Annotated in this window: 24 protein-coding genes; 10 read left to right on the plus strand and 14 right to left on the minus strand. The window is 69.7% G+C overall.

The features are described 5' to 3' along the window. The first annotated feature begins 1 nt into the window (after nt 1). Nucleotides 2-1,276 carry a L,D-transpeptidase gene (locus tag G6N64_RS05030; RefSeq protein ID WP_246230951.1) on the plus strand — a complete coding sequence of 425 codons (1,275 nt, stop codon included), beginning with the start codon at nt 2-4 and terminating at the stop codon, nt 1,274-1,276. Nucleotides 1,277-1,358: 82 nt separating this feature from the next. Here G6N64_RS05030 and G6N64_RS05035 read toward each other — a convergent pair whose 3' ends face one another. Continuing rightward, nucleotides 1,359-2,021, minus strand: coding sequence for a DUF3159 domain-containing protein (locus tag G6N64_RS05035; RefSeq protein ID WP_163795887.1), 663 nt, complete (start codon nt 2,019-2,021; stop codon nt 1,359-1,361). A gap of 45 nt (nt 2,022-2,066) precedes the next feature. On the opposite strand from G6N64_RS05035, the gene G6N64_RS05040 reads away from it, so the two are divergent. Further along, complete coding sequence (locus G6N64_RS05040) at nt 2,067-2,813, plus strand: helix-turn-helix domain-containing protein (protein WP_174266759.1); 747 nt, start codon at nt 2,067-2,069, stop codon at nt 2,811-2,813. Nucleotides 2,814-2,889: 76 nt separating this feature from the next. Here G6N64_RS05040 and G6N64_RS05045 read toward each other — a convergent pair whose 3' ends face one another. The 3 genes from G6N64_RS05045 to G6N64_RS05055 all read right to left on the minus strand — a co-directional run bounded on the left by G6N64_RS05045 (nt 2,890) and on the right by G6N64_RS05055 (nt 5,837). Further along, nucleotides 2,890-3,549 carry a sensor domain-containing protein gene (locus G6N64_RS05045; RefSeq protein ID WP_163795888.1) on the minus strand — a complete coding sequence of 220 codons (660 nt, stop codon included), beginning with the start codon at nt 3,547-3,549 and terminating at the stop codon, nt 2,890-2,892. Between the two features lie 19 nt (nt 3,550-3,568). Further along, nucleotides 3,569-4,225: a GNAT family N-acetyltransferase gene (locus G6N64_RS05050; protein ID WP_163795889.1), complete on the minus strand. Its 657-nt coding sequence runs from the start codon at nt 4,223-4,225 to the stop codon at nt 3,569-3,571. Nucleotides 4,226-4,391: 166 nt separating this feature from the next. Further along, complete coding sequence (locus G6N64_RS05055; RefSeq protein WP_163795890.1) at nt 4,392-5,837, minus strand: carotenoid oxygenase family protein; 1,446 nt, start codon at nt 5,835-5,837, stop codon at nt 4,392-4,394. Nucleotides 5,838-5,903: 66 nt separating this feature from the next. On the opposite strand from G6N64_RS05055, the gene G6N64_RS05060 reads away from it, so the two are divergent. Beyond that, nucleotides 5,904-6,557 (plus strand): TetR/AcrR family transcriptional regulator, encoded by a 654-nt coding sequence (locus G6N64_RS05060; protein ID WP_163795891.1) that lies wholly within the window; start codon nt 5,904-5,906, stop codon nt 6,555-6,557. A gap of 56 nt (nt 6,558-6,613) precedes the next feature. Here G6N64_RS05060 and G6N64_RS05065 read toward each other — a convergent pair whose 3' ends face one another. Both G6N64_RS05065 and G6N64_RS05070 read right to left on the minus strand, forming a co-directional pair. Beyond that, a complete protein-coding gene (locus tag G6N64_RS05065; RefSeq protein WP_163795892.1) occupies nt 6,614-6,952 on the minus strand; it encodes a hypothetical protein in 339 nt (112 codons plus the stop codon). Between the two features lie 102 nt (nt 6,953-7,054). Continuing rightward, on the minus strand, nt 7,055-7,654 hold the full coding sequence (locus tag G6N64_RS05070) for a TetR/AcrR family transcriptional regulator (RefSeq protein ID WP_163795893.1): 600 nt from the start codon (nt 7,652-7,654) through the stop codon (nt 7,055-7,057). A gap of 226 nt (nt 7,655-7,880) precedes the next feature. Between G6N64_RS05070 and G6N64_RS05075 the strand changes: the two genes are divergently transcribed. Together G6N64_RS05075 and G6N64_RS05080 are read left to right on the plus strand one after the other, a co-directional pair. Then, the gene (locus G6N64_RS05075) at nt 7,881-8,582 is read left to right on the plus strand and encodes an SDR family oxidoreductase (protein ID WP_163795894.1); all 702 of its coding nucleotides are present in this window, start codon (nt 7,881-7,883) and stop codon (nt 8,580-8,582) included. Nucleotides 8,583-8,654: 72 nt separating this feature from the next. After that, nucleotides 8,655-9,755 (plus strand): Rv2629 family ribosome hibernation factor, encoded by a 1,101-nt coding sequence (locus tag G6N64_RS05080; RefSeq protein WP_163795895.1) that lies wholly within the window; start codon nt 8,655-8,657, stop codon nt 9,753-9,755. 10 nt (nt 9,756-9,765) lie between these two features. Here the strand turns inward: G6N64_RS05080 and G6N64_RS05085 are convergent, their stop codons facing one another. Further along, nucleotides 9,766-10,146 (minus strand): hypothetical protein, encoded by a 381-nt coding sequence (locus G6N64_RS05085; RefSeq protein WP_163795896.1) that lies wholly within the window; start codon nt 10,144-10,146, stop codon nt 9,766-9,768. Between the two features lie 130 nt (nt 10,147-10,276). On the opposite strand from G6N64_RS05085, the gene G6N64_RS05090 reads away from it, so the two are divergent. After that, nucleotides 10,277-11,383, plus strand: coding sequence for an MBL fold metallo-hydrolase (locus G6N64_RS05090; RefSeq protein ID WP_163795897.1), 1,107 nt, complete (start codon nt 10,277-10,279; stop codon nt 11,381-11,383). Here the strand turns inward: G6N64_RS05090 and G6N64_RS05095 are convergent. Then, nucleotides 11,365-12,372 (minus strand): amidohydrolase family protein, encoded by a 1,008-nt coding sequence (locus G6N64_RS05095; protein ID WP_163795898.1) that lies wholly within the window; start codon nt 12,370-12,372, stop codon nt 11,365-11,367. The genes G6N64_RS05090 and G6N64_RS05095 overlap by 19 nt on opposite strands. A gap of 54 nt (nt 12,373-12,426) precedes the next feature. Next, entirely contained in the window at nt 12,427-13,026 is a 600-nt protein-coding gene (locus G6N64_RS05100) for a DUF308 domain-containing protein (RefSeq protein ID WP_163795899.1), read from the minus strand. A 112-nt stretch (nt 13,027-13,138) separates the two neighbouring features. On the opposite strand from G6N64_RS05100, the gene G6N64_RS05105 reads away from it, so the two are divergent. Further along, nucleotides 13,139-13,690, plus strand: coding sequence for a TetR/AcrR family transcriptional regulator (locus G6N64_RS05105; protein WP_163795900.1), 552 nt, complete (start codon nt 13,139-13,141; stop codon nt 13,688-13,690). Between the two features lie 206 nt (nt 13,691-13,896). On the opposite strand, the gene G6N64_RS05110 is transcribed toward G6N64_RS05105, so the two are convergent. After that, nucleotides 13,897-14,505, minus strand: coding sequence for a TetR/AcrR family transcriptional regulator (locus G6N64_RS05110; RefSeq protein ID WP_163795901.1), 609 nt, complete (start codon nt 14,503-14,505; stop codon nt 13,897-13,899). Between the two features lie 88 nt (nt 14,506-14,593). On the opposite strand from G6N64_RS05110, the gene G6N64_RS05115 reads away from it, so the two are divergent. Both G6N64_RS05115 and G6N64_RS05120 read left to right on the plus strand, forming a co-directional pair. Then, nucleotides 14,594-14,959 carry a DUF1330 domain-containing protein gene (locus tag G6N64_RS05115; protein ID WP_163795902.1) on the plus strand — a complete coding sequence of 122 codons (366 nt, stop codon included), beginning with the start codon at nt 14,594-14,596 and terminating at the stop codon, nt 14,957-14,959. A gap of 198 nt (nt 14,960-15,157) precedes the next feature. Then, the gene (locus G6N64_RS05120) at nt 15,158-16,219 is read left to right on the plus strand and encodes a GGDEF domain-containing protein (RefSeq protein WP_163795903.1); all 1,062 of its coding nucleotides are present in this window, start codon (nt 15,158-15,160) and stop codon (nt 16,217-16,219) included. A gap of 1 nt (nt 16,220) precedes the next feature. On the opposite strand, the gene G6N64_RS05125 is transcribed toward G6N64_RS05120, so the two are convergent. Together G6N64_RS05125 and G6N64_RS05130 are read right to left on the minus strand one after the other, a co-directional pair. After that, nucleotides 16,221-17,234 (minus strand): hypothetical protein, encoded by a 1,014-nt coding sequence (locus G6N64_RS05125; RefSeq protein WP_163795904.1) that lies wholly within the window; start codon nt 17,232-17,234, stop codon nt 16,221-16,223. After that, nucleotides 17,231-17,437, minus strand: coding sequence for a hypothetical protein (locus G6N64_RS05130; protein WP_197748323.1), 207 nt, complete (start codon nt 17,435-17,437; stop codon nt 17,231-17,233). The genes G6N64_RS05125 and G6N64_RS05130 overlap by 4 nt, the downstream gene beginning before the upstream one ends. 138 nt (nt 17,438-17,575) lie before the next feature. Between G6N64_RS05130 and G6N64_RS05135 the strand changes: the two genes are divergently transcribed. Beyond that, complete coding sequence (locus G6N64_RS05135) at nt 17,576-18,499, plus strand: NADP-dependent oxidoreductase (protein WP_163795906.1); 924 nt, start codon at nt 17,576-17,578, stop codon at nt 18,497-18,499. A gap of 9 nt (nt 18,500-18,508) precedes the next feature. Here G6N64_RS05135 and G6N64_RS05140 read toward each other — a convergent pair whose 3' ends face one another. Both G6N64_RS05140 and G6N64_RS05145 read right to left on the minus strand, forming a co-directional pair. Continuing rightward, entirely contained in the window at nt 18,509-19,459 is a 951-nt protein-coding gene (locus G6N64_RS05140; RefSeq protein WP_163795907.1) for a 1-phosphofructokinase family hexose kinase, read from the minus strand. After that, nucleotides 19,456-20,289, minus strand: coding sequence for a class II fructose-bisphosphate aldolase (locus tag G6N64_RS05145; RefSeq protein ID WP_163795908.1), 834 nt, complete (start codon nt 20,287-20,289; stop codon nt 19,456-19,458). Before G6N64_RS05145 ends, G6N64_RS05140 begins: the two co-directional genes overlap by 4 nt. Nucleotides 20,290-20,292: the final 3 nt, after the last annotated feature.

Here is a 20,292-nt window from a genome sequence, read left to right on the forward strand (position 1 = left end):
CTTGACGCCCATCCGCCATGTCCGTGGCGCCTGCCTGGCCGGCCTGCTGGCCGTGCTCGTCCTCGTCGGCACGTTCGTGGTCGCGAGCGCACCCGAGTGCACCACGTCGTGCCCGGCGTCGGCGTCGGTCGCGCTGCTCGAGGAGGCTCCGGCGCCGCCGTCCCCCACCGAGCCCGCCGCGTTGAACCTGATCCCCGCCCCGGGCGCAGTCGACGTCAACCCCGACGGACGCGTGTTGGTCTCGGCAAGCCGAGGTGCCGTGCAGAGCGTCGAGATGGTGAACGACGCCGGCAAGGAGATCCCCGGCGTACTCACCCCCGACGGCACGGCGTGGAAGCCGACCGTTCAGCTCGGCTACGGGCGCACCTACACCCTCACCGTCGCGGGGCGCGGCCCCGGCGGCATGCCCACGCGGCAGACCTCGAGCTTCACGACGCTGACACCGAGTGACCAGACGCGGGTGTACCTCAACACCGTCGGCTACACGCCGATTCAGGACGGCGGTACCTACGGCATCGGCATGGTCGTCGTCGCGCACTTCGACGAGCCGATCACCGATCGGGCCGCCGCGGAGAAGAACCTGCGGGTCACCACGTCGCCGAAGGTGACGGGCAGCTGGTACTGGGTGGACCCGCAGACCGCCCACTGGCGGCCGCAGAATTACTACGCGCCGGGCACGAAGGTGCGGGTGCAGGCCGACCTCTACGGCACCCAGCTGGGCGACGGCCTCTACGGCGAGCAGGACGAACAGGTCTCGTTCACCATCGGCGACTCGCACGTCTCCATCGCCGACGACACCACCAAGCAGGTCAGCGTGTTCGACGGCGGCAAGCTGGTGCGCACGATGCCGACGTCGATGGGCATGGGCGGCACCGAGACGATCGGCGGCACGACCCTGAGCTTCTGGACACCGCCCGGCACCTACACCGTCATCGGCAAGGCCAACCCGGTGATCATGGATTCCTCGACGTTCGGCCTGCCCGTCAACAGTCGGCTCGGATACCGCGAGACCATCCCGTGGGCCACTCAGATCAGCAGTGATGGCATCTACCTGCACCAGCTGAACTCGACGGTGTGGGCGCAGGGCAACACGGACACCAGCCACGGCTGCCTGAACCTCAACAGCGACAACGCCGAGTGGTTCTACGGCTTCTCGCAGCCCGGTGACGTCGTCGAGGTGCGCAACACCGGTGGCGCACCGCTGCGCCTCGACCAGAACGGCGACTGGACGCTGCCCTGGCAGGAGTGGCAGAAGGGCAGCTCGCTGCACCAGTAGGCGCCAAGCCCTTCGCCGAGCGTGGGGCTGATGTACGCGATTCGCCCGGAATGCGTCTCTAGGCCCCACACTCGGCGGGGCTTCACGTGGATGCGGGAGCCTCCACCTCTGCGGCGGCACTGCTGCGCCGTCGCGCCCGCCGGACCGCCCAGTACGTCACGAGCAGTGCCAGCCCGACCAGCGGATAGCCCATCGCGATGCGGGCGAAGGCCAGCCACCCCGTGGACCCGGCGTCGTAGAGCCAGTCCTGGACGAGGAATCTCGCGGCGAACACCGCGGTGAACGCCACCGTCGCGACGTCGAAGGCCCGCATCGTGATCCGGTCCGAGCGCCACGACTGCCGTGGCCCCGTGCTCGTCAACAGGTTCCACACCACACCCACCAGCGGCCGTCGAACCAGGATGGACACCGCGCAGACGACGGCCATCACCAGGCTCACCCAGATGCCCGGCAGGAAGTAGCCCTCGGCCGAGCCGGTGTAGAAGGCGATCAGCGCCGCGACGCCGACCCCGAGCAGTCCCGACACGGCCGGTTGGATCGACTGCCTCCGCACCCGTCGCAGCACGATCAACCCGATGCTCGCGCAGACGGCGACGACCACCGCCGCATCAAGTCCGGCGACCGCGTTCGTGATCACGTACGCGATGGTCGGCACGGCGCCCGCCACCAGCCCCGACACACCGCCCATGCGGTCCAGGAGCGTCAGCGGCTCGTCGCGAGCTGGGTAAAGCGTTTTCTCGGTCATGCCGCGAGCACACACCCGGACGCTGCGGCACGGTCAAATCCGGCGATGAACCAGAATGGCACCGTGGCGTGGAGCACCCGTGAGATCGCCGAGCTGGCCGGCACCAGCGTGCGGGCCGTCCGGCACTACCACCAGGTCGGTCTGCTGGCCGAGCCCGAGCGCCGCTCCAACGGCTACAAGCAGTACGGCGTGCCCCACCTCGTCCGGCTGGTGCGGATCAGGCGTCTGACGGATCTCGGCCTGTCCCTGCCGCAGATCGCCGAACTCGACGACTCCGACGATCATCCGCGCGAGGCGCTGCTCGCCCTGGACGCCGAACTCGCGGACACCATCGAACGGTTGCAGGGTGCCCGCGCCGAGGTGGGCCGGCTGCTGGCGACCTCCACGCCCACGGACCTGCCGATGGAGTTCGTCCCGGCGGACGCCGTCGCCTCCCTATCAGACGCCGACCGCTCACTCGTCGTCGTCATGACCCGGGTGCTGGGACCGGAGGGCCTGCGTGTCTACGCCGACGTACTGAACAACGCACCCCCCGAGCCGACGGCCTCGGCATTCGACGAGCTGCCTGCCGACGCCGACGAGACCACTCGTCGCGAACTCGCCGAGCGGATGGCCCCGTACATCCGCGCGCTGTACGACGCGCATCCCGGCCTGCGGGAGACCCGGACGGACGCCCCGCGAGGAGAGCGGTACGCGGCCGAGACCATCGCCGAGGCGATCACCGAGCTGTACAACGAGGCGCAGCTCGACGTGCTCCGCCGTAGTCGGGAACTCGTGGACGAGTCGCCGTAGCGCCGCGCCCGCCGAGTGTGGGGCTCGTGTACGGCTTTCGCTCCAAACGCGTACACGAGGCCCACAGTCGGCGGTGCTACGCGGTCGTGTTGGCGAGCGCCTCGATCCGCTCGCGTGCGGCCTTCGCCATCGCCAGGACGTCGAAGCCGTTGGTGACGTTGCAGGACGTGATCTCGATGGCCGCGTTGTACGCCGCGGTGAAGGCGTTGTCGCAGGCCCATCCGCTGGGGTCGTTGACCGACCACAGCACGATGTCGGCTGATCCGGAGTCGACGGGTGGCAGGACGTCGAAGTCGAAGTGGGACCCGTCGGTACCCCGGACCGACAGCACCGTTCCGCGGCAGGAGTCGATCGTGCGCCGAACCGTGGCGATCGCGGCGGCCGCATCGAAGGTCGTCGGATAGACGCCGAGGAGTTCGACGATGCCGGCGCCACCGACCTCCTCCGGGGCGTCCCACACCGCACCTGACTGCGCTGCGGGCCGGCCGGCGACGATGAAGGGCGGCTCCACCTCTCGGGACAGCCCGGCGCACCGCTCGGGGTCCACGGCGACGAAGAGGTTGCCGTCCGAATCCGTCCGCGTCTTACCCTCGGGGCTGACGAGGTCGTCGACCTGCGTCACCGGAATGGGCCCGACGGGCACGTCGGCGCGTGGCCGAGCGTCGTCGATGACGCGGGTGCATCCGGCCAGCACGAGGCACACGACGAGCGCCACCACCTGTCCCGCCCTGGTCATGGCCGAAGTGTAGGGCGGGCTAGCCCGCGGCCGCGATGCCGAGGAACTCGCGGACGGGTTCGACGCCGTCCAACCGGACGTCGTCACGGCGCACCGCCGACCACTGCTGGCGCGTCATGGCGAAGTCCCGCATGGTGTCCGGGTGCCCTCTGCGCTGCATCACGACGGGCTCGCGTTCGGTGTACGGGAGTGATCCGGTGACACCGAGGGATGCGGTGTTGTCGTGCCACGCCCGCGTCGTCGCCGTCGCACCGCCAAGGCCCGCGAAGAGCAGGTGCAGCGCGGCCTGCCGCATCTCGCGTCCCAGCCCCCGGCCCTGGTGCCGACGTCCGAGCCACGAGCCGGTGCTCGCACTGCGGGTGGTCGTGAAGTCCTCGGCGTCGAGCGTGCACAGGCCGACGAGGCGCCCGTCCCCGTCCTCGACGGCCAGGTTCAGCGCCCACTTCGCCGTCGTCGTCTCCGCCCTGCACCGCCAGAGGTACCGCAGGGTGTTGCGCTGCTGCTCCGGCGGCGCGACGTCGGTCCATGGCTCGGAGAAGGGCATGGTGGCGGGATCGTGAATGCCCTCGGCGGCGAGGTCCGCGAGTCGTTCCGCGTGGTCGTCGGTCACGTAGGCCAGCGTCACCCGCGGGGTCGACACGCGTAGGCCGAACAGGGGCCAGATTGCCGAGGTCATGGGATTCATGGCACCGCACGGAGGGTGCCGACGGCAACCGAATTCGCAGCGGTCACGTCCCGCGTGCTTCGTCGCCGGCGGCCCACCCCCGCCGAGTGTGGGTCCTGTGTACGGTTTCCACTCGAATCCCGTACACGAGGCCCACACTCGGCCAGCACGCCAGGCGCTAGCCCGCCGTCGGCACCCAGTTCCCGTGGAAACCCGCCGGAACTCGGTGCGGCAGAGCGATGGCCGCGATCGACTCCAGGGTGCGGGCGTCCACGATCGCCAGTTCGCTGCGGTCACTCGGCCGGTCGTAGACGTAGCCCATCAGCACGCCGTCGTCCTCGTCGGCGTCCGGCGCCGAGGGGTGGAAGACGAACTCGCCCAGCGACTTGTCCGCTCCGAAGTGCCGCGCCTGACTGCCGCCGCCGACGAGGTCGTGCTTGAGCAGCGTGCCGGTGCCGCCCGTACCCTCCCCGACCGCGGGCGCGTAGCCGTAGCGGTGCCGCTTGCCGACGCGACGCTCGTCGACGCGGGGGAACTCCTGCGCCCGGTCGTCGATCCGCGACTCCCGAACCTTGCCGTCGGCCAGGTCCACCGTCCAGCGGTCGAGCGTGGGCGGGCCGTCGTTGGGTCCGAGGTGGTCGGTGTCGAACATCTTCGGGTGGCGGACGACGTCGAGGACCACCGTGTCCCCGTCGTCGTAGGCATTCATCGGGTGGAAGACGTAGCAGGGCTCGACGTCGAACCACCGCACGTCCGCGCTTCCACCGTCACGCGGCATCACCCCGACCCGCGCCGGGTATCGCGGGTTCCACGAGTACGGGAAGCGGCGGTCGGCGCCCATACCCCCGGACGACGACCTGGCGCTGATCGGATCGGGGATGCGGACGCGTCCGATCAAGGCGGACAACAGGAGTCGGGCGGGCAGGCGCAGTCCGCGCGGTACCGTCATCTCCGCGGCCTGCCGGCTGTCGAACGTGACCGGGAGGTCGTAGAAGACGACGTACTTCTCGGTCAGCGAGAAGTCGTGCATCATCGGACTGCCGGTGACCTCGATGTCGACGGTGCGGCGAGCACGGCCGTCGACGCCGATGACCGAGTACTGCACGGTGTTCCCGCGGAACATGTCGTACGACACCGCGTGGAGTTCGCCGGTGTCGGGGTCCCGCTTGGGATGGGCGGTGTAGCCACCCGAGATCGTCCCGTCGAAGTCGCACGGTCCGACGGTGTCGAGTTCATCGGTCATCTCGTAGTTGGCGACCCCGCCCTCGACCAACGCCAGCGTCCTACCCGCGTGACCGATCACGTTGGTGTTGGCGCCCAGCGCCGAGAGGCCGGTGTGCCCGGTCCGTCGCGGCTCGCCCAGCATCCGCGTCGCATGCGGGCTGCGCACCCACCGGTTGCGGTACCACTCGGCCTTGCCGTCGCGGATCCGCATCCCGTGCACCATGCCGTCGCCGACGAACCAGTGGTACAGCTCGGGATCGATCTCGCCGATGGGGTTCGGGCCGTTGCGGAGGTAGCGGCCGTCGAGGTAGTCGGGGATGGTGCCGGTCACGGCGAGGTCGGTCAGCGTGAACTCCTCGGCGACCGGTGCGAACTCGTCGTGCAGATAGCGGTTGCTCATGCGGAGCCTTCCATAACGGTGTTATCGGTTACCCAGTTATAACAGCGTTATGGCAAGATCGCAACGGTGAGCGACGTTCGGGAGCGGTTGATCGACGGCGGGATCCGGCTGTTGGAGCGCGACGGACTGCAATCGCTCAGCGTCCGCAACCTGGCGGCCGAGGTCGGCACGTCGACGATGGCCGTCTACACCCACTTCGGCGGCATGACCGGGGTCATCGACGCCGTGGCGAGTGCAGCATTCACCCGCTTCACCGATGCCCTGACCGACGCGGACCAGACCGATGACCCCGTCGCGGACTTCCTCGTGATGGGCGGCGCCTATCGGGGATTCGCGCTCGCGAATCCGCAGCGCTATCAGCTGATCTTCGGCGCCACCTCGCCGGCGTCGGTCGCGGGGTACCGCACCGACGTCACGAGCACCGGCAGCGTGACCGACCGAGCCGAATGGGCGGAGTCGTTCGAGGCGCTCCGCAACGCCGTACGCCGGATGATCGCCGCGGGCCGGATACGCGACGACGGCGAACTCAACGTGGCCGGTCGACTGTGGAGCCTCGTCCACGGCGCCGTCATGCTCGAACTGGCGGGCTTCTTCGGCCACGAGGGCCACGGGCTGACCCAGGTCCTCGGCCCACTCGTCGTGGACGCGCTGGTCGGCATGGGCGCCGACCGTGAGGCGACGCACCGTTCCCTGGCCGCGGCCATGGACGCGTCAGGCTGATTGCGTGCGACGGTCCACCGCGACGACGAACGCCGCGGTGGACCGTGACCCGATCGCTAGTACGTCGGGATGAAGACGCCGTTCTGCCAGACGCCCCAGTGGTTCCACCCCTGGTCCCAGACCTGCGGTTGACCATTGGCCCACGACGGATCGACCGGCTTGGGCGGTGCCCACGCCGGCGGCTGGCCCACGTTCGGTTCGGCGGGCGGCGCCGCGGGCGGCGGCGGGCCGGGATGCCACATCTGGCCGGGTGGCGGCGGGGGCGGCGGTGCCGGCTGACCGGGAGCAGGAGGCGGTGCGGGTTCGGCGATCGCGCTGGCGGCGCCGAGTCCCATCGCGCCCGAGGTGAGGCCACCCACGAGGGCGGCGCCGGCAAGGACCTTGCGAAGCATCATGCTGGGCGACTCCTATCTGAGTTCGTGACCAAAACTGACGATCTCTAGGTATCCAACGGCTTCGTCGATAAACACACCCGACTCCGGTACCGGCAACGGCGCTTATCGGCTGACGGTCGCGGCGTCGACGAGCGTCTGCGCGGCCTTCCGCGCGTGGGTCCACGGCGCCGGATCGTCCAACGACGTGGACAGCGCCGCAGCCCCTTCGAAGAGCACGGCGAGTTGGTTCGCCAGCAGCCGCGGATTGTCGGCACCGGCTGCCTTCGCCAGCGTGGCGATCCCCGCGATGTACTGCCGCTTGTGCTCGTGGACGACCGCCTGGATCTCGGGCATGTCCTCGGCAGCCTCGACGGCGGCGTTGTGGAAGGGACAGCCCCGCATCGCCCCGCCGGACGGCGGGGTCTCGAACAACGCCAGGATGCGGGCGCGCGGCGACCGCTTGACGTCGTCGGCGCTCGGGTTGATGGGATCGCCGACGTGCTGACGAATCTCGCGGAGGTACTCCTCGACGACGGCCGTCTTGCTCGGGAAGTGTTGATAGAGGGTCCGTTTGGACACGGACGCCTCCGACGCGAGCTTCTCGACCCCGGTGGCGTTGATGCCGTCCCGATAGAACAGGTCGATGGCCGCCGCGACGATGCGCTTGCGAGCGCCGCGACCGCCCCGCGAGGCAGTCGCCACGTTCCCGGAAGTTTCACCCATGGCTGAAGTGTACCGATGAGTTTACCTTCGGGCCACCACCGTGTACGGTCGTCACTGGTACACCGGGCGGTGTACTTGACGCCGACGAAGACCGAGGGAGCGAACGCATGACCGCATCCCGCCATCGTCGCGGCCACCGTGGGTGAGACGGTCGTCGTCCCACTCCTCGTGGCGTGAGAACGACGCCTTCGTAACTCGTAACGCACTGAAATCGCAAGGAGCAGAAATGACCTCACTGAACGGCCAGACCGTCCTCGTCACCGGCGCCAACCGCGGCATGGGCCGGCACTACGTGACGCAACTCCTCGAACGGGGAGTGTCGACGGTGTACGCCGCGGCACGCGACACCTCTCAGATCACCGTCACCGACCCGCGGATCGTCCCGCTCGTGCTCGAAGTCACCGACGCCGCCTCGGTGGCGGAGGCGGGTCGGGTCGCCTCCGACGTCACGGTGTTGATCAACAATGCGGGCATCGTGCGCGGCGCCTCCGTCCTGACACGGGACGCCGCGCAACTGCGGGAGGAGTTGGAGACCAACCTCTTCGGACCGCTGGCGTTGGCGTCGACGTTCGCCGACCGGATCGCCGAGCGGTCTGGCGCCATCGTCAACGTCGCATCGGTGCTGGCGTGGCTCCCCGTCGGTGCCAGCTACGGCGTCACCAAGGCCGCACTGTGGAGCGCGACCGACTCGATGCGCCTCGAACTCGGCCCTCGCGGCGTCCAGGTGGTGGGCGTCTACGTCGGCCTCGTGGACACCGACATGGGTCAGACGTTCCCCGACAGCCCGAAGTCCGACCCCGCCGAGATCGTGCGCCGCGTCCTCGACGGCATCGAGTCCGGCGACGACGAGGTGCTGGCCGACGACATGACCGTGGCGGTCCGTGCGGCGCTCAACCAGCCCGTCGCGGAGCGACTCGCCAACGTGTAGTCCGCGCGTTTGTCCTCCTGATGCCTGGGCACCCACGTCGGGTCGCACCGGACGGATCAGGACGGAGGAATCATGGAAGCCGATCGTTTCACGTCGCTGCTGGAGTCCAAGGGCCCGTACGCGTCGGTCTACTGGGACGATTCTCACGACACGGAGGACGCCGCTGCGCAGCGCGAGTTGAAGTGGCGCGCCATCCGCGAGGACCTCGAGCGCCAGGGCGCGTCTCCCGGCCTCGTCGACGCACTGCAGCGCGCCATCGTGGAGTCGAAGCCGCCGGTCGGTCGCAGCGGCCGGGGTGTCGTGGCAGGCGAGGACGGGGTGCTGCTCAACGAGCACCTGATTCGACCGCTGGAGACGCCCGAGACGCGGGTGTCGACGCTGCCCTACCTCGTCCCGCTGGTGACGCACGCGCCGCCGCATGCGACGTACTTCGTGGCCACCGTCGACCATGCGGGCGGCGACGTCACCCTGCATCACGACGGAAGGGTGCGATCGGAGACCGTCGACGGCGGCGGCTACCCGATCCACAAGGCCGACAGCGCCGAAACCCCCGGTTACGGCGATCCCCAGCGCCGCACGATGGAGGCCGGCCGCAAGAACCTGCGGGCCGTGGCCGACCGGCTCACGCACCTCGTGGACTCCGAGTCCCCGGACGTCGTCTTCGTCGTGGGCGAGGTTCAGTCGCGTGCCGACCTGACGCCCATCCTCGAGCAGCGAGTCGCCGACCTCGTCGTGGAACTGGACGTCGGCGCTCGGAACAGCGGCGTGGACGACGCCGCGGTGCGGCGCGCCATCGACGAGGAGCTGCTCCGGCGACGGGTGACGGAACTCGACGCTGCGGCACAGAGCTTCTCACTCGCCGTCGGCCAGGGCTCCGGCCTGGCCACCCAGGGTCTCCACGGCGTGTGCGCCGCGCTGCGTGCGGGCGCGGTGGAGACGCTGATCATCGGCGACGTGGGCGACTCCACCGTGGTCGCCGGCGACGATCTGTCGACCGTCGCGCCGAATCCGAATGTGCTGTCCGAACTCGGGACCGCGCCGACCCAGACGCTGCGGGCAGACGAGGCGCTGCCGTTCGTCGCCGTCTCGATCGGAGCCGCGCTGATCCGCACCGACGAACGGATCGCACCCGACGACGGGCTGGGGGCGATACTGCGGTACCCGCTGCCGTGACCCCTCCGAACTACGGTGCGGGAAAACGCGGGTCGACCGTGTACCGGCCGCCCGGGTCCTGGCAGTAGAACAGTCCGCAGTTGACCGGTGGCCTGCTCAGGTTCTCCAGCGGGACCCCGGCGGGCGGCAACGCGCCCTCCCAGACACTGGGCGACACGTTGCCCGGAATGCCGTAGCTCCACCAGTAGGTGTGGCAGGTGTTCCAGTCCCAGTTGGGGCGTTCCGACCCCGAGGCGAAGCCCTCGTACTGGCCGGGGCACCAGGTGAAGGGTCCGGTGGCCCGCGCGTCCGGATCCGCCTGCGCAGTCGCCGGTGTCAACGCCAGGCTCGTCAGCGCGGCAGCGCCGGCGAGTAGGGCGGCGGCTGTCAACCGCGTGAAGAACGACGTCATGGTGTGGCCTCTCGGTTCGTGTTGTGGTGACAGCACACGTCCGCGGTCCGGCTACCGATCCCAATTCCACGCGCGCACGGCCCTGCCCGATCCCCCTCCCCGCCGCCGTGGCTCGCCTAGGCTCACCGGCATGTCGGACTCGGATGCATGCCAGTGCAGCGCCGGGCATTCGATCTCGCGGCGAACCATGCTGGCGGCGTCGATGTCCGCCGTCACCGCCGGCGCCCTCGTCTCCACTGCGGGCACTCCCCGAGCGTCGGCGGATCCGTCGCCCTCACTGCCCGCCAACGCGCTGATCACGCTCGGCGTGCAGGCCGGGCCACCACCGGTGCCGAACATGACCGGGATCTCGTCGGCCCTGAAGATCGGCGACGACGTCTACCAAATCGACTGCGGCCTCGGGTCACTCAACGCCTTCACCAACGCCGGCCTACGCTTCGACGCTCTGAAGAGCATGTTCATCACCCACCTGCACACCGACCACATCGTCGACTACTTCAGCTTCTTCCTCTCCGGCGGATACACGGCGTCGAAGGGCAAGGCGCCCGTGACCGTCTACGGACCCGGGCCGGCCGGAGGGCTGCCGCCGAGCCGGGTCGGCAACGCGGCCCCCGCCACGATCGACCCGCAGAATCCGACGCCGGGGCTCGCCGCGACCACGGCGGCACTGCAGCAGGCGTTCGCGTACACCAACAACATCTTCATCCGTGACATGGGCACCGACGACATCCAGGCCCTGGCCGACGTCGTGGAGATCGCGGTGCCGCCCGGCTCGGACTACCTGAACCGCTCGCCGGTGATGGAGCCCTTCACCGTGATGTCCGACGACAACGTGACGGTGACGGCGACCCTGGTGTCCCACTACGACGTCTATCCCGCCTTCGCCTTCCGGTTCGACATCGCGAGGCTCGGGTTCTCCGTGACGTTCTCGGGTGATACGACGAAGTCGGACAACGTGATCCGGCTCGCCCGTGACACCGACATCCTGGTGCACGAGGCAGAGTTCAGCCTCGACGACTCCTACTACGGCAACAGGTTCCCGCCGGACTACCTGGTGAACTCTCATACCTCGGCCGAGCAGGTCGGCGAGGTCGCCGCAGCGGCCAACGCCCGCCACGTCGTCCTCAGCCATTACGACCCGACCAACCTGCCCGACGCCGAATGGCAGGCCGCGATCGGCAAGAATTACTCCGGCAAGGTGACGGTCGCGCGCGACGGTCAGGTCTTCGCGTTCTGATCCTCGGCGTTCAGGTAGGCGGGCAACCGGTCACCGAAGAGACGAACCGCGTTCTCGGAGGAGACCTTTCGACGATCGCCGTCGTCCATCGGAAACGACGACAGGAACGTCGCGCCGTCCTGGTTGTCGTCCATCGGATAGTCCACCGAGAACATCACACGATCGGCACCCATCACGTCGAGAGTGCAGGAGAACGCCGGTGGACAGAAGTTGCCACTCGTCGTGACGTAGAAGTTGTCGAGCAGGTACTCCGAGGGCAGCCGTGCGAGCGGGTTCTCCGGCGTACCGCCGAGGCCGTAGTACCGATCGATCCGGTACGCCGCGAAGGGCAGCATCTCGCCGAGGTGCCCGATGATCATCCGTAGCCGTGGGAACTTGTCGAACAGACCCGAGTAGATGAGCCGCAGGACGTGCGTGCCCGCCTCCGCGGCGAACCCCCATGACGCCAGGTGCAGTCCCTGGCCGACGTAGGGCGCGAACCAGGCGTCCATCACCGCCGGGTGCGGAGTGGTGGGGTGCAGGTAGATCGGCGCGCCAAGCGCTTCCGCGCGTTCGAAGAGTCCCTCGTACGCCGGGTCGTCGAGGTATCGGCCACGACAGTGACCGTTGATCAGGGCGCCGACGAGGCCGAGATCGGTGACCGATCGCTCCAATTCGTCCGCCGCGGCATCCGGGTCCTGGGTCGCGAGCGTCGCGAACCCTCCGAATCGGTCGGGATTCGCACGCACCGTCTCGGCCAGGTCGTCGTTGGCCCGTCGCGCGAGGTCGACGGCGGCTGCGACGTCGACCGACTCCTGGACGCCCGGGTCGAACAGCGACATGATCTGGAAGTCGATGCCGGCGGCGTCCATCTGTTCCAGACGCAACGGGCCGCGGTCGTACAGCCTCTCGAGGGCCAGTGGGTCGTTCGACTTCAGCCAGGTGGCAACGGGATTGCCGACACTGGCCGGGTCCCAGGCGAAGTGCTCCTCGAGGGCGATCAGCGGCATGGCACACCTTCACGTTTGAGTCGGACGACCGGGCAGGCCGAAGGTAACCCAGGATCACCCGCCCATGTCGGCGTATCGACGTCGCCGGGAACGCGCCATCGACACGACCAGCCACACGGCGGACGCGAGGAAGTAGAAGGCGCCGAACGCCGCGTAGGGCGCGACGTCGACGACGCTCGGCGTCTCGGGCGCTCGGGCCGCGACCAGGAACATGGCGCCGGCGGCAGCGGACTGGGCACCGCTGAGGATCATCAACCATTGCGCGCCAACGGTTCTCCACCGGCGCACGGCCGTCGCCAGTTGCAGCAGGCCCGACAGTGCGGCCCATACTCCGAAGACGCCGATCACCGCGTGCATGCCCACGGTGAGGCCGACCGCCACGGCGATCGTGGTCAGGCTGCTGACGGCCGTGTTGAACGCCTGGGTGGGATTCTCGCGCAGGCCACCGTTGCGTCGCGCGTCGAGGACGTTCGCCATGGCGTCCCAGGCCGGGTAGACGACGAGGAGTACCCCCGAGGCCCACGGCGAGACCGTTCCCACGGTCAGCGCGGCGGCGACCCAGGCGAGCGAAACCGCCCCTCGCAGTGCGTAGTAGGCGCGCAGCCAGTGCTGCGCACCCGTGGACGTGCGTTCGTCGAGCGTCGGTTCGGACACGGTGGTCTCCTCGATGGGGATGGGTGTCGTCCGTCGGGCATTGCGGGTCGACTCGTCGACCGAGGCTGATCGCGCAGCGTGTAGTCGGTCGACTACACGTTACTGTAGTCATATGACTACAGCAAGTGCGGGCGATCGCATCCGGCCGCTGGTGCTGTCCCATGCGGCGGACCTCTTCGCCGAGAGAGGGCCCGCGGCAACGTCGTTGCGCGACATCGCCGAACGCTCGGGAGTCAACGCCGGGTTGATCTTCCGGCACGTCGGCAACAAGGACGCGGTCGTGGTCGCAGTGCTGGACCACCTCGAACGGGAGCTGACGACCGCACGCGAATCCGGCATGTCCCGTGACGTCGTCGAGGCGCGCGCCGAGCGCAGCTGGAAGGTGATCGCGCGGGCCCTGCTCGACGGCTTCGACGTCGGGCGTCTCCAACGGCGATTCAGCAACGTGGAGCAGCTCGTCGAGGTGGCGCGCGCGCACCATGGCGACGACTACACGGCGCGCGTCAGCACCGCCGACGCACTGGCGCTACAGCTGGGCTGGCACCTGTTCGGGCCGTTCCTGCGAGCGGCGACCGGCCTGGACGACGCGGAGCCCCATCCCGTCCCCAATGCGGTCGGCGAGGCGTTCGCCGCCGAACTGGGCGACCCCCGCAGGCTGCGCTAGCCGACGCTCGTCACGTCGATTGAGGAACCGGCACGCCAGCAGCACCGCCGTCACCGGGCCGAACAGCACCAGTAGCGGCAGTAGATTGGCGAACGAACTCGAAGACATCACTCGATTGCAGCGCACCGCACGTCGGGCGTCGATGGTCCTTGACGGAATCCCTACGCCCCGGTGTCGGAGTTCACACGGGCGCCGGCGGCGGACGGTCAGCGCGCGGCGAGACTCCGTCCGACTCGTCGCGCAACTTCGGCGGCGAGGTCGGACGCGGGGACGTCACGGGCGGTGGAGAACGCCATCATCGCGGTGCCCCGCAGGAGTCCGATGATCGCGACGGCGGCGAGGTCGGGATCGACGTCGGGGTCGATCGACCCGTCGTCCATGCCCGCTCGGATCTGCTGCGCGAGGTGGCTCCGGAACCAGGCGTCGCGCTCGGCGAACAGCGACGCGAGGGACGGTTCGAGGTTCGCCGACTCCGTCCACATCTTCAAGAACGCCTCCGAGCGCGGCGAGCGGTCGTGCATCCCGCCCAGGTACGCCTCGACGAACTGGGTGAGGCACCCGAGCCCCGTCTCGGAGTCGGCCGGTACGTCGAACTGCTGGGTGTGCAGGATCAGTTCCTCCAGCAGCCGCGTCTTGCTGCCGAAGTGGTGGTTGACGATGCCGCGGCTGTACCCGGCCGCCTCGCCCACGGCAGCCAGTGAGACGGCCTTCGAGCCGTGCGCGGCGACCAGGGACGTTGCGGCGTCGAGGACGCGGCGCCTGGTCTCGGCACGCCGTTCGGCCTGGGTGCGCCGAGCCAGCCCCGTGTCGTCCATGGCGGTCATTGTCCCTCGCCACGGCGCGTGTCGGAGTCAGGCTGTAAGTTGCGTGTCGTATAGCAAGTAACAACGAATTGGAGACGACATGCCCGGCTTGAATGCAGCAGACCTCCAGAACTTCGTCGCCGCCGACCCCTCGGGACCAGTGGTGATGCTGAATCTGCTGAGGTTCGCCCCCGGAGGTGAGGCCAAGTACCTGGAGTACATCGAGCGCTTCAGCAGCTCGGGAGTCAACGAGCGGTACGGCGTGACCATCGTCTACGGCGGCAGGGGCCACGCATCGCTCGCGGCGGACGCGGGAGGCGACTGGGACATGGTGGCGCTGGTCGGCTACCCCAGCCGACAGAACTTCCTCGACATGGTCAACGACCCCGACTATCAGGCGTTCGAGCACCTGCGTGCCGAGGCGGTCGCGACCGCCGTCCTCCAGCCCACCACCCCGGCCCTGTAGGCCCGTGGCGGGACGCGGGATTGCCGTTCACCGGCCCACGAGGAACGGTTGGCCGTAGATTGCCGGAGTACCGGTCGCGGCCTCGAACCCCGCGGGAGTAGCCGGTCGGATCCGAGGTGACCCGATGGTGGACGGCGAGCGGTCGACGCCGCCGTGACCGGTACGCGCTGGCCACGACGCCACAGGTCCGTCGACGCCATGACCCTGGTCGAGGTCCCCGAACGCTTCATCCGCCGCACGACCGCGTTGCTGGTCCTGTGCATCGGCGCGATCGGGCTCGTCACCACCTTCACCGCGGAGGGGCCGCACCCCGGCTGGCAACGAGTGGTCGTCACCGCCGTCTGCGCCAGCACGATCCCGGTCGGCCTCTTCGTCGCGTGGACACCGCTGCATCTCCGATGGCGACGCCAACTCTCGCGACGCGGCCAACTGTTCACGGTCGCCTTCGTCGTCTACGCCGACGTGGGCATCGGTGCGGTCCTCCTCACCTTCGCCGACCGCGAAGGCGCGCTGTACGGGACGGCGCTGTTCGCCGTCGTCGGGGTGTACGCCGGATACTTCGCCCCGCGCCGCTACGTGACGGCTCACGTGGTGGGCACCAGCGTCTTCATCACCGTGATGGCGTGGCTGACGTGGCGGCAGGGCCAGCACGACGCGGCGGGGGTCCTGGCGCGCTGGATGGTGTCGATGCTGAGCGCGAACTGCGCGCTGGGGATCCTGCGGAACTTCACCAGCCGCGTGCAGGATGCGCTCGACGCGCAGTTCGAGGACGCCACCCACGACCCGCTGACCGGGCTGCTGAACCGTCGGGGACTGGACTCCTGGGCCGAACGTGCCCTCGACCCCGCCATGCGGCCCGTCGGCTTCGTGATCCTCGACCTCGACAACTTCAAGTCGATCAACGACGAGTACGGCCACGAGGCGGGCGACCGGGTGCTCGTCCTGGTGGCGTCGCGGTTGCGCAACACGCTCGGCGACGACGCGACCATCGCCCGGACGGGCGGCGAGGAATTCGCCCTCGTCCTGGCGGCGGACCTCGACCACTGCACCCGGGTCGCCCACGCGGTGCGTGTCGCCCTCCACGACGAAGACGACGACATACCGGTCACCGTCAGCGCCGGAGTCTCCGCGCTCGCCACGACGGAGACGGGTCACCGCGACCCCGTCGACGCCCTCAAGGACGGTCTCCGCCGTGCCGACGTTGCGATGTTCGAGGCGAAGGACGCGGGCCGCAACCAGGTCCGCGCCTTCCCCGGATGACCTAGCCGGTGCGCTTCGTCAAGTTCATGGCGGCAGAACCGATCCGACCGGCCCGCGCGGCATCGTCGAGGCGGGACGACGCCGCGGCGGGCATCGCGTCGAGCGCGACCGCGAGCCGGCGTCGACCCTGATCGGTGACGACGTCGGCGACGTGGTCGAACTCGACCCACATCTCACCGGACGCCATCGTCGCCAGCAGATCGACGAGCTGACCGTCGGAGGCACGATCGACGGCGGCGTTCAGCATCTCGGGCGTGATGACGCCGGCAAACCCTGCCATCGCCGCGAACTCGCCGCGTTCGAGCAGGGCCGCCGCGATGTCGGCGACGGTGTCGACCGGTACCGCGGCCACGATCGGTCCGAACCTGTGTGGATCGAGCGCCAACGCCAGGTCCGCCAACTCGCCGGCATCCAGATCCTCGGCGATCTGCCGGGTCTGCTCCTCGGGCAACTCGGCGATGACGCGGTCGAGGTTGTCGTTCCACGTCAGCAGCGGCACCACCGCCAGCAGGTCGTGCGGGCTCGCGACTCCGAGCGTGGCGAACAACGCATCCACCTCGACGGAGTCGGTGAACCGCGCCATGGCGCGATACTGCTTGCGATCGAACAACTCTCGCGCCACCTCGGCCACCCGGGCCGGTGGGATCGCGCGAATCACGTCCTGCGCACGCACCGGGTCCAGGGCAACGGCCAGGTCACCGAGGTACTTCAGCGAGACGCGGCCGACGAGATCACGAGCCTTGGCTGGCTCCAACAGTTCGGCGGCGAGGGCGGCTCCCTTCGCAGGCAGGAACTTCTCCGCCAACCGTCCGGCGATCGGGCCGGGGATCGTCTGAGCCAGGCCGGCCACCCGGGCGAAGCGGTGCCGCTTGTCGGCGGTCAGTCGCTCGCCGATCTGGGTGTGCAGCAGGCTCAGGTCGTCGTCCGGCACCGACTCCAGCCCGTACAGGTCGCCGACGTCGATCCCCAGCAGTCGGGCGATCGCCTCCAGCCGTGCATTCGGCGCGCCGCTCATCCGAGCAGCGCCTTGCGGACCACGCCACGCAGCGGCAGCGGCACACCCTTCAGGGCCGCCTTCACCCCGGACTCCATCGCCTCCGCCTGCCGGCGGCGCGCGTCCTCGATCTGGGCGGCCAGTCGGGCCACCACCTCCGGGGGTAGCGCGGCCACTGCGGTCGGCGGCTCCGCGCCGAGCGCCTCCGCCAGATCGCTACTCATGCCGGCCATCGTCCTGGTCTCCCGCCATCGTCCCGTTCATCGGCCCCGATCGTATTAGGGCCGCCGCACCGGGAGCCACGCGCCGAGTGAATGCACCGTCCGGTTTACCGGCGACCGCGACCGGGGTATGCGCCGCGGATGGTCAAGGCTTATGGATACAGCAGCAACGGCGGCGCCGACGTGCAGGACTACTTCGACCTGGACATGCCGACGCCACTGGCCGGAGAGCTGCTGGTGGAGGTCCGCGCCGCGGGCGTCAACCCGGTGGATTGGAAGGTCCGCTCAGGAGGGTTCGGCGATCCCCTGGACGGCGGCACGTCCATCGCGATGGGCCACGAGGTCTCGGGCGTGGTGCGCGAGGTCGGCAAGGACGTCGACGGCTTCTCGGTCAACGACGAGGTGTTCGGGACCGTCGCCCCCGGTTCCGGCGGATACGCCGAGTACACGGTCCTGCCCGCGGACGCCGCGGCCAAGAAGCCCCCGCAGGTGTCGTTCACGGATGCTGCGACGCTCGGCATCGCCGCCGCGACCGCCTACGACGCCGTCACGCAGCTCGCGCTGAGCGAGGGCCAGACCCTCCTCATCAACGGCATCGGTGGTGGCGTCGGCGTCGCCGCCGCCCAAATCGCCCGCGACCTCGGCATCAACGTGATCGGTACGGCGAGCGAGGACAAGCGCACCCTCGTCGAGACCCTCGGTGCCACCCTCGTCGTCTACGGCGACGGCGTGAGCGACCGGGTACGGCAGCTGATGCCCGACGGCGTCGACGCCATCTTCGATCTGGCCGGCGGTGACGGCCTGCGCGCGGTGGCCGACCTCGTGACCGACCGCGAGAAGCTCATCACCGCAGGCGATCCCGGGACCGCCGCCGAACTCGGCGGTCACATGGTGGAGCGGGACCGGACCAGCCGAGTGCTCGAGATCGTGGGCGCGATGGTCGCCGACGGCAAGCTCGACCCGCACGTCGAGGACGTCCGCCCCTTCGAGGAGGCGGCCGAAGCAGTGGCGGCGGTCGAGATCGGCCACGCCAGGGGCAAGGTCGTGATCGAGGTCAGCTCCTAGGTCTAGGCGTCACGGCGAGAGGTCCACGACGGCGATCGCCGCCGTGTCGCCTCGGCCCGGCGCCGAATCGACGGTGGTGTCGCGCAGACAAGCCGACCGGCTCCACGTGATCGCCCGGGAGAGTCGCGCGTCGGGGTCGCCGTCCCCGGCCAACCAGCCCGCCAGCAGCGCATCTCCGGCACCGGCGGTGTTCACCGGCGTCAGGGGTGGGCCCTCACCGTGGAGGACCCGTCCGCCGTCGGCGTGAAGCGCTCCCCGCGGTCCCAGACTGATCAGCAGCGCGGACCCGGTCCGTCGGGACAGGGCCGACGCGGCGCCGGCGAGTTCTCCGATCGAACCACTCGGCGGGATGGACGACGTGACGTCCGCCAGCTCGGATCGGTTGGGCGCCAATAGGTCCGCCCCGGCGTCGAGCGCCGCGGACAGCGCTGCTCCGGACGCGTCGACCGCACACCTGGCACCGTACCGACGCGCCACGTCGACGAACTCGGCGATCAGTTCGGGACCGACGGCGGGCGGCAGGGATCCGCACACCGCGAGCCACACCGTCCCCTCGGTCGTCGATCGGGCGTCGTCGAGCGCGCGCGCCGTCTGGTCGAGCAGGTCCCGCCGTTCGGCGTCGGTCAGCGCAGCGCCGGGCCCGTTGAGCTTGAGCGTGGCCCCGCCGGCCCACACGGCGGTGGTGTTGATCCGGGTCTCTCCGGCCTGCCGTGTGACGAGGTGCGCCACCCCGTCGTCGTCGAGCAGTTCGACCAGTGCGCGGCCTGCCGGACCACCGGCGGGAAGTACTGCGCACGTGTCCAATCCAGCGTTGGCGAGTGCCCGAGACACGTTGACGCCCTTGCCGCTGGCCTCCAGCGTCGACCCGAGGGCGCGGTTGACGTCCACGTCGCCGCTCGCCGCGCCGGCCAGCGAGTAGGTGAGGTCCAGCGCGGGATTCGGCGTCACCGTGACGATCACGTCGCCAGCACCGCGAGGAGTCGGGTGACCTCGTCGGCGACGGCGTCTCGTGCAGGCGCCAGGTACCTACGCGGGTCCACCATCCCCTCGTCGCCCGCCAGGGCGTGCCGAACGGCGGTCGTGAACGCGACGTTCAGAATGGTCCCGATGTTGACCTTCACCATCCCGGCCCGGACGGCCGCGGCGAGGGTCGCGTCGGGCACTCCCGACGAACCGTGCAGAACCAGCGGGACGGACAGCTTCTCCGCCAGGGTCGTGATCAGTGGGATGTCCAGCGCCGCAGTTCGATCGACCATCGCATGCGAACTCCCCACGGCGACGGCGAGCGCGTCCACGTCGGTGTCGGCGACGAACCGTACGGCCTCGTCCGGGTCGGTGCGGACGCCGGGTGCGTGTGCCCCGTCCTTGCCGCCGACCTCTCCGAGTTCGGCCTCCAGCCACATCCCCCGCTGGTGCGCCCACCTCGCGGCGTCGCGGGTCGCGGCGACGTTGTCGCGATAGTCGAGCTTCGACGCGTCGAACATCACCGAGCCGATCCCGCTGTCGGCGGCGCGACGAAGCAGATCCTCGTCCTCGACGTGGTCGAGGTGCACCGCCAGGGACGCCGAGGACGCCGTCGCGACGGCGATGACGGCGGCCGCCACCGGTTCCAGCCGTCGGTGGTACCGGACCGCGTTCTCGCTGATCTGCAGGATGGCCGGCGCGCCGGCGCGCTCAGCTCCCGCGGCGATGGCCTCCGCGTGCTCGAGTGTGATCACGTTGAAGGCCGCGATCCCGCGGCCGTCTCGCCGTGCCGCATCGACGAGCTGCGCGGTGGTGACGAGCGTCATGTC

The organism is Mycolicibacterium sediminis, assembly GCF_010731735.1.
Lineage (GTDB): Bacteria > Actinomycetota > Actinomycetes > Mycobacteriales > Mycobacteriaceae > Mycobacterium > Mycobacterium sediminis.

Excerpts from the sequence above, each read along its gene's own strand:
- G6N64_RS05035 (WP_163795887.1), bottom strand. The coding sequence starts at position 2,021 with ATGACCGAGAAAACGCTTTACCCAGCTCGCGACGAGCCGCTGACGCTC.
- G6N64_RS05040 (WP_174266759.1), top strand. The coding sequence starts at position 2,067 with ATGAACCAGAATGGCACCGTGGCGTGGAGCACCCGTGAGATCGCCGAG.
- G6N64_RS05045 (WP_163795888.1), bottom strand. The coding sequence starts at position 3,549 with ATGACCAGGGCGGGACAGGTGGTGGCGCTCGTCGTGTGCCTCGTGCTG.
- G6N64_RS05050 (WP_163795889.1), bottom strand. The coding sequence starts at position 4,225 with ATGACCTCGGCAATCTGGCCCCTGTTCGGCCTACGCGTGTCGACCCCG.
- G6N64_RS05055 (WP_163795890.1), bottom strand. The coding sequence starts at position 5,837 with ATGAGCAACCGCTATCTGCACGACGAGTTCGCACCGGTCGCCGAGGAG.
- G6N64_RS05065 (WP_163795892.1), bottom strand. The coding sequence starts at position 6,952 with ATGATGCTTCGCAAGGTCCTTGCCGGCGCCGCCCTCGTGGGTGGCCTC.
- G6N64_RS05070 (WP_163795893.1), bottom strand. The coding sequence starts at position 7,654 with ATGGGTGAAACTTCCGGGAACGTGGCGACTGCCTCGCGGGGCGGTCGC.
- G6N64_RS05075 (WP_163795894.1), top strand. The coding sequence starts at position 7,881 with ATGACCTCACTGAACGGCCAGACCGTCCTCGTCACCGGCGCCAACCGC.
- G6N64_RS05080 (WP_163795895.1), top strand. The coding sequence starts at position 8,655 with ATGGAAGCCGATCGTTTCACGTCGCTGCTGGAGTCCAAGGGCCCGTAC.
- G6N64_RS05085 (WP_163795896.1), bottom strand. The coding sequence starts at position 10,146 with ATGACGTCGTTCTTCACGCGGTTGACAGCCGCCGCCCTACTCGCCGGC.
- G6N64_RS05090 (WP_163795897.1), top strand. The coding sequence starts at position 10,277 with ATGTCGGACTCGGATGCATGCCAGTGCAGCGCCGGGCATTCGATCTCG.
- G6N64_RS05095 (WP_163795898.1), bottom strand. The coding sequence starts at position 12,372 with ATGCCGCTGATCGCCCTCGAGGAGCACTTCGCCTGGGACCCGGCCAGT.
- G6N64_RS05105 (WP_163795900.1), top strand. The coding sequence starts at position 13,139 with ATGACTACAGCAAGTGCGGGCGATCGCATCCGGCCGCTGGTGCTGTCC.
- G6N64_RS05110 (WP_163795901.1), bottom strand. The coding sequence starts at position 14,505 with ATGGACGACACGGGGCTGGCTCGGCGCACCCAGGCCGAACGGCGTGCC.
- G6N64_RS05115 (WP_163795902.1), top strand. The coding sequence starts at position 14,594 with ATGCCCGGCTTGAATGCAGCAGACCTCCAGAACTTCGTCGCCGCCGAC.
- G6N64_RS05120 (WP_163795903.1), top strand. The coding sequence starts at position 15,158 with ATGACCCTGGTCGAGGTCCCCGAACGCTTCATCCGCCGCACGACCGCG.
- G6N64_RS05125 (WP_163795904.1), bottom strand. The coding sequence starts at position 17,234 with ATGAGCGGCGCGCCGAATGCACGGCTGGAGGCGATCGCCCGACTGCTG.
- G6N64_RS05130 (WP_197748323.1), bottom strand. The coding sequence starts at position 17,437 with ATGAGTAGCGATCTGGCGGAGGCGCTCGGCGCGGAGCCGCCGACCGCA.
- G6N64_RS05135 (WP_163795906.1), top strand. The coding sequence starts at position 17,576 with ATGGTCAAGGCTTATGGATACAGCAGCAACGGCGGCGCCGACGTGCAG.
- G6N64_RS05145 (WP_163795908.1), bottom strand. The coding sequence starts at position 20,289 with ATGACGCTCGTCACCACCGCGCAGCTCGTCGATGCGGCACGGCGAGAC.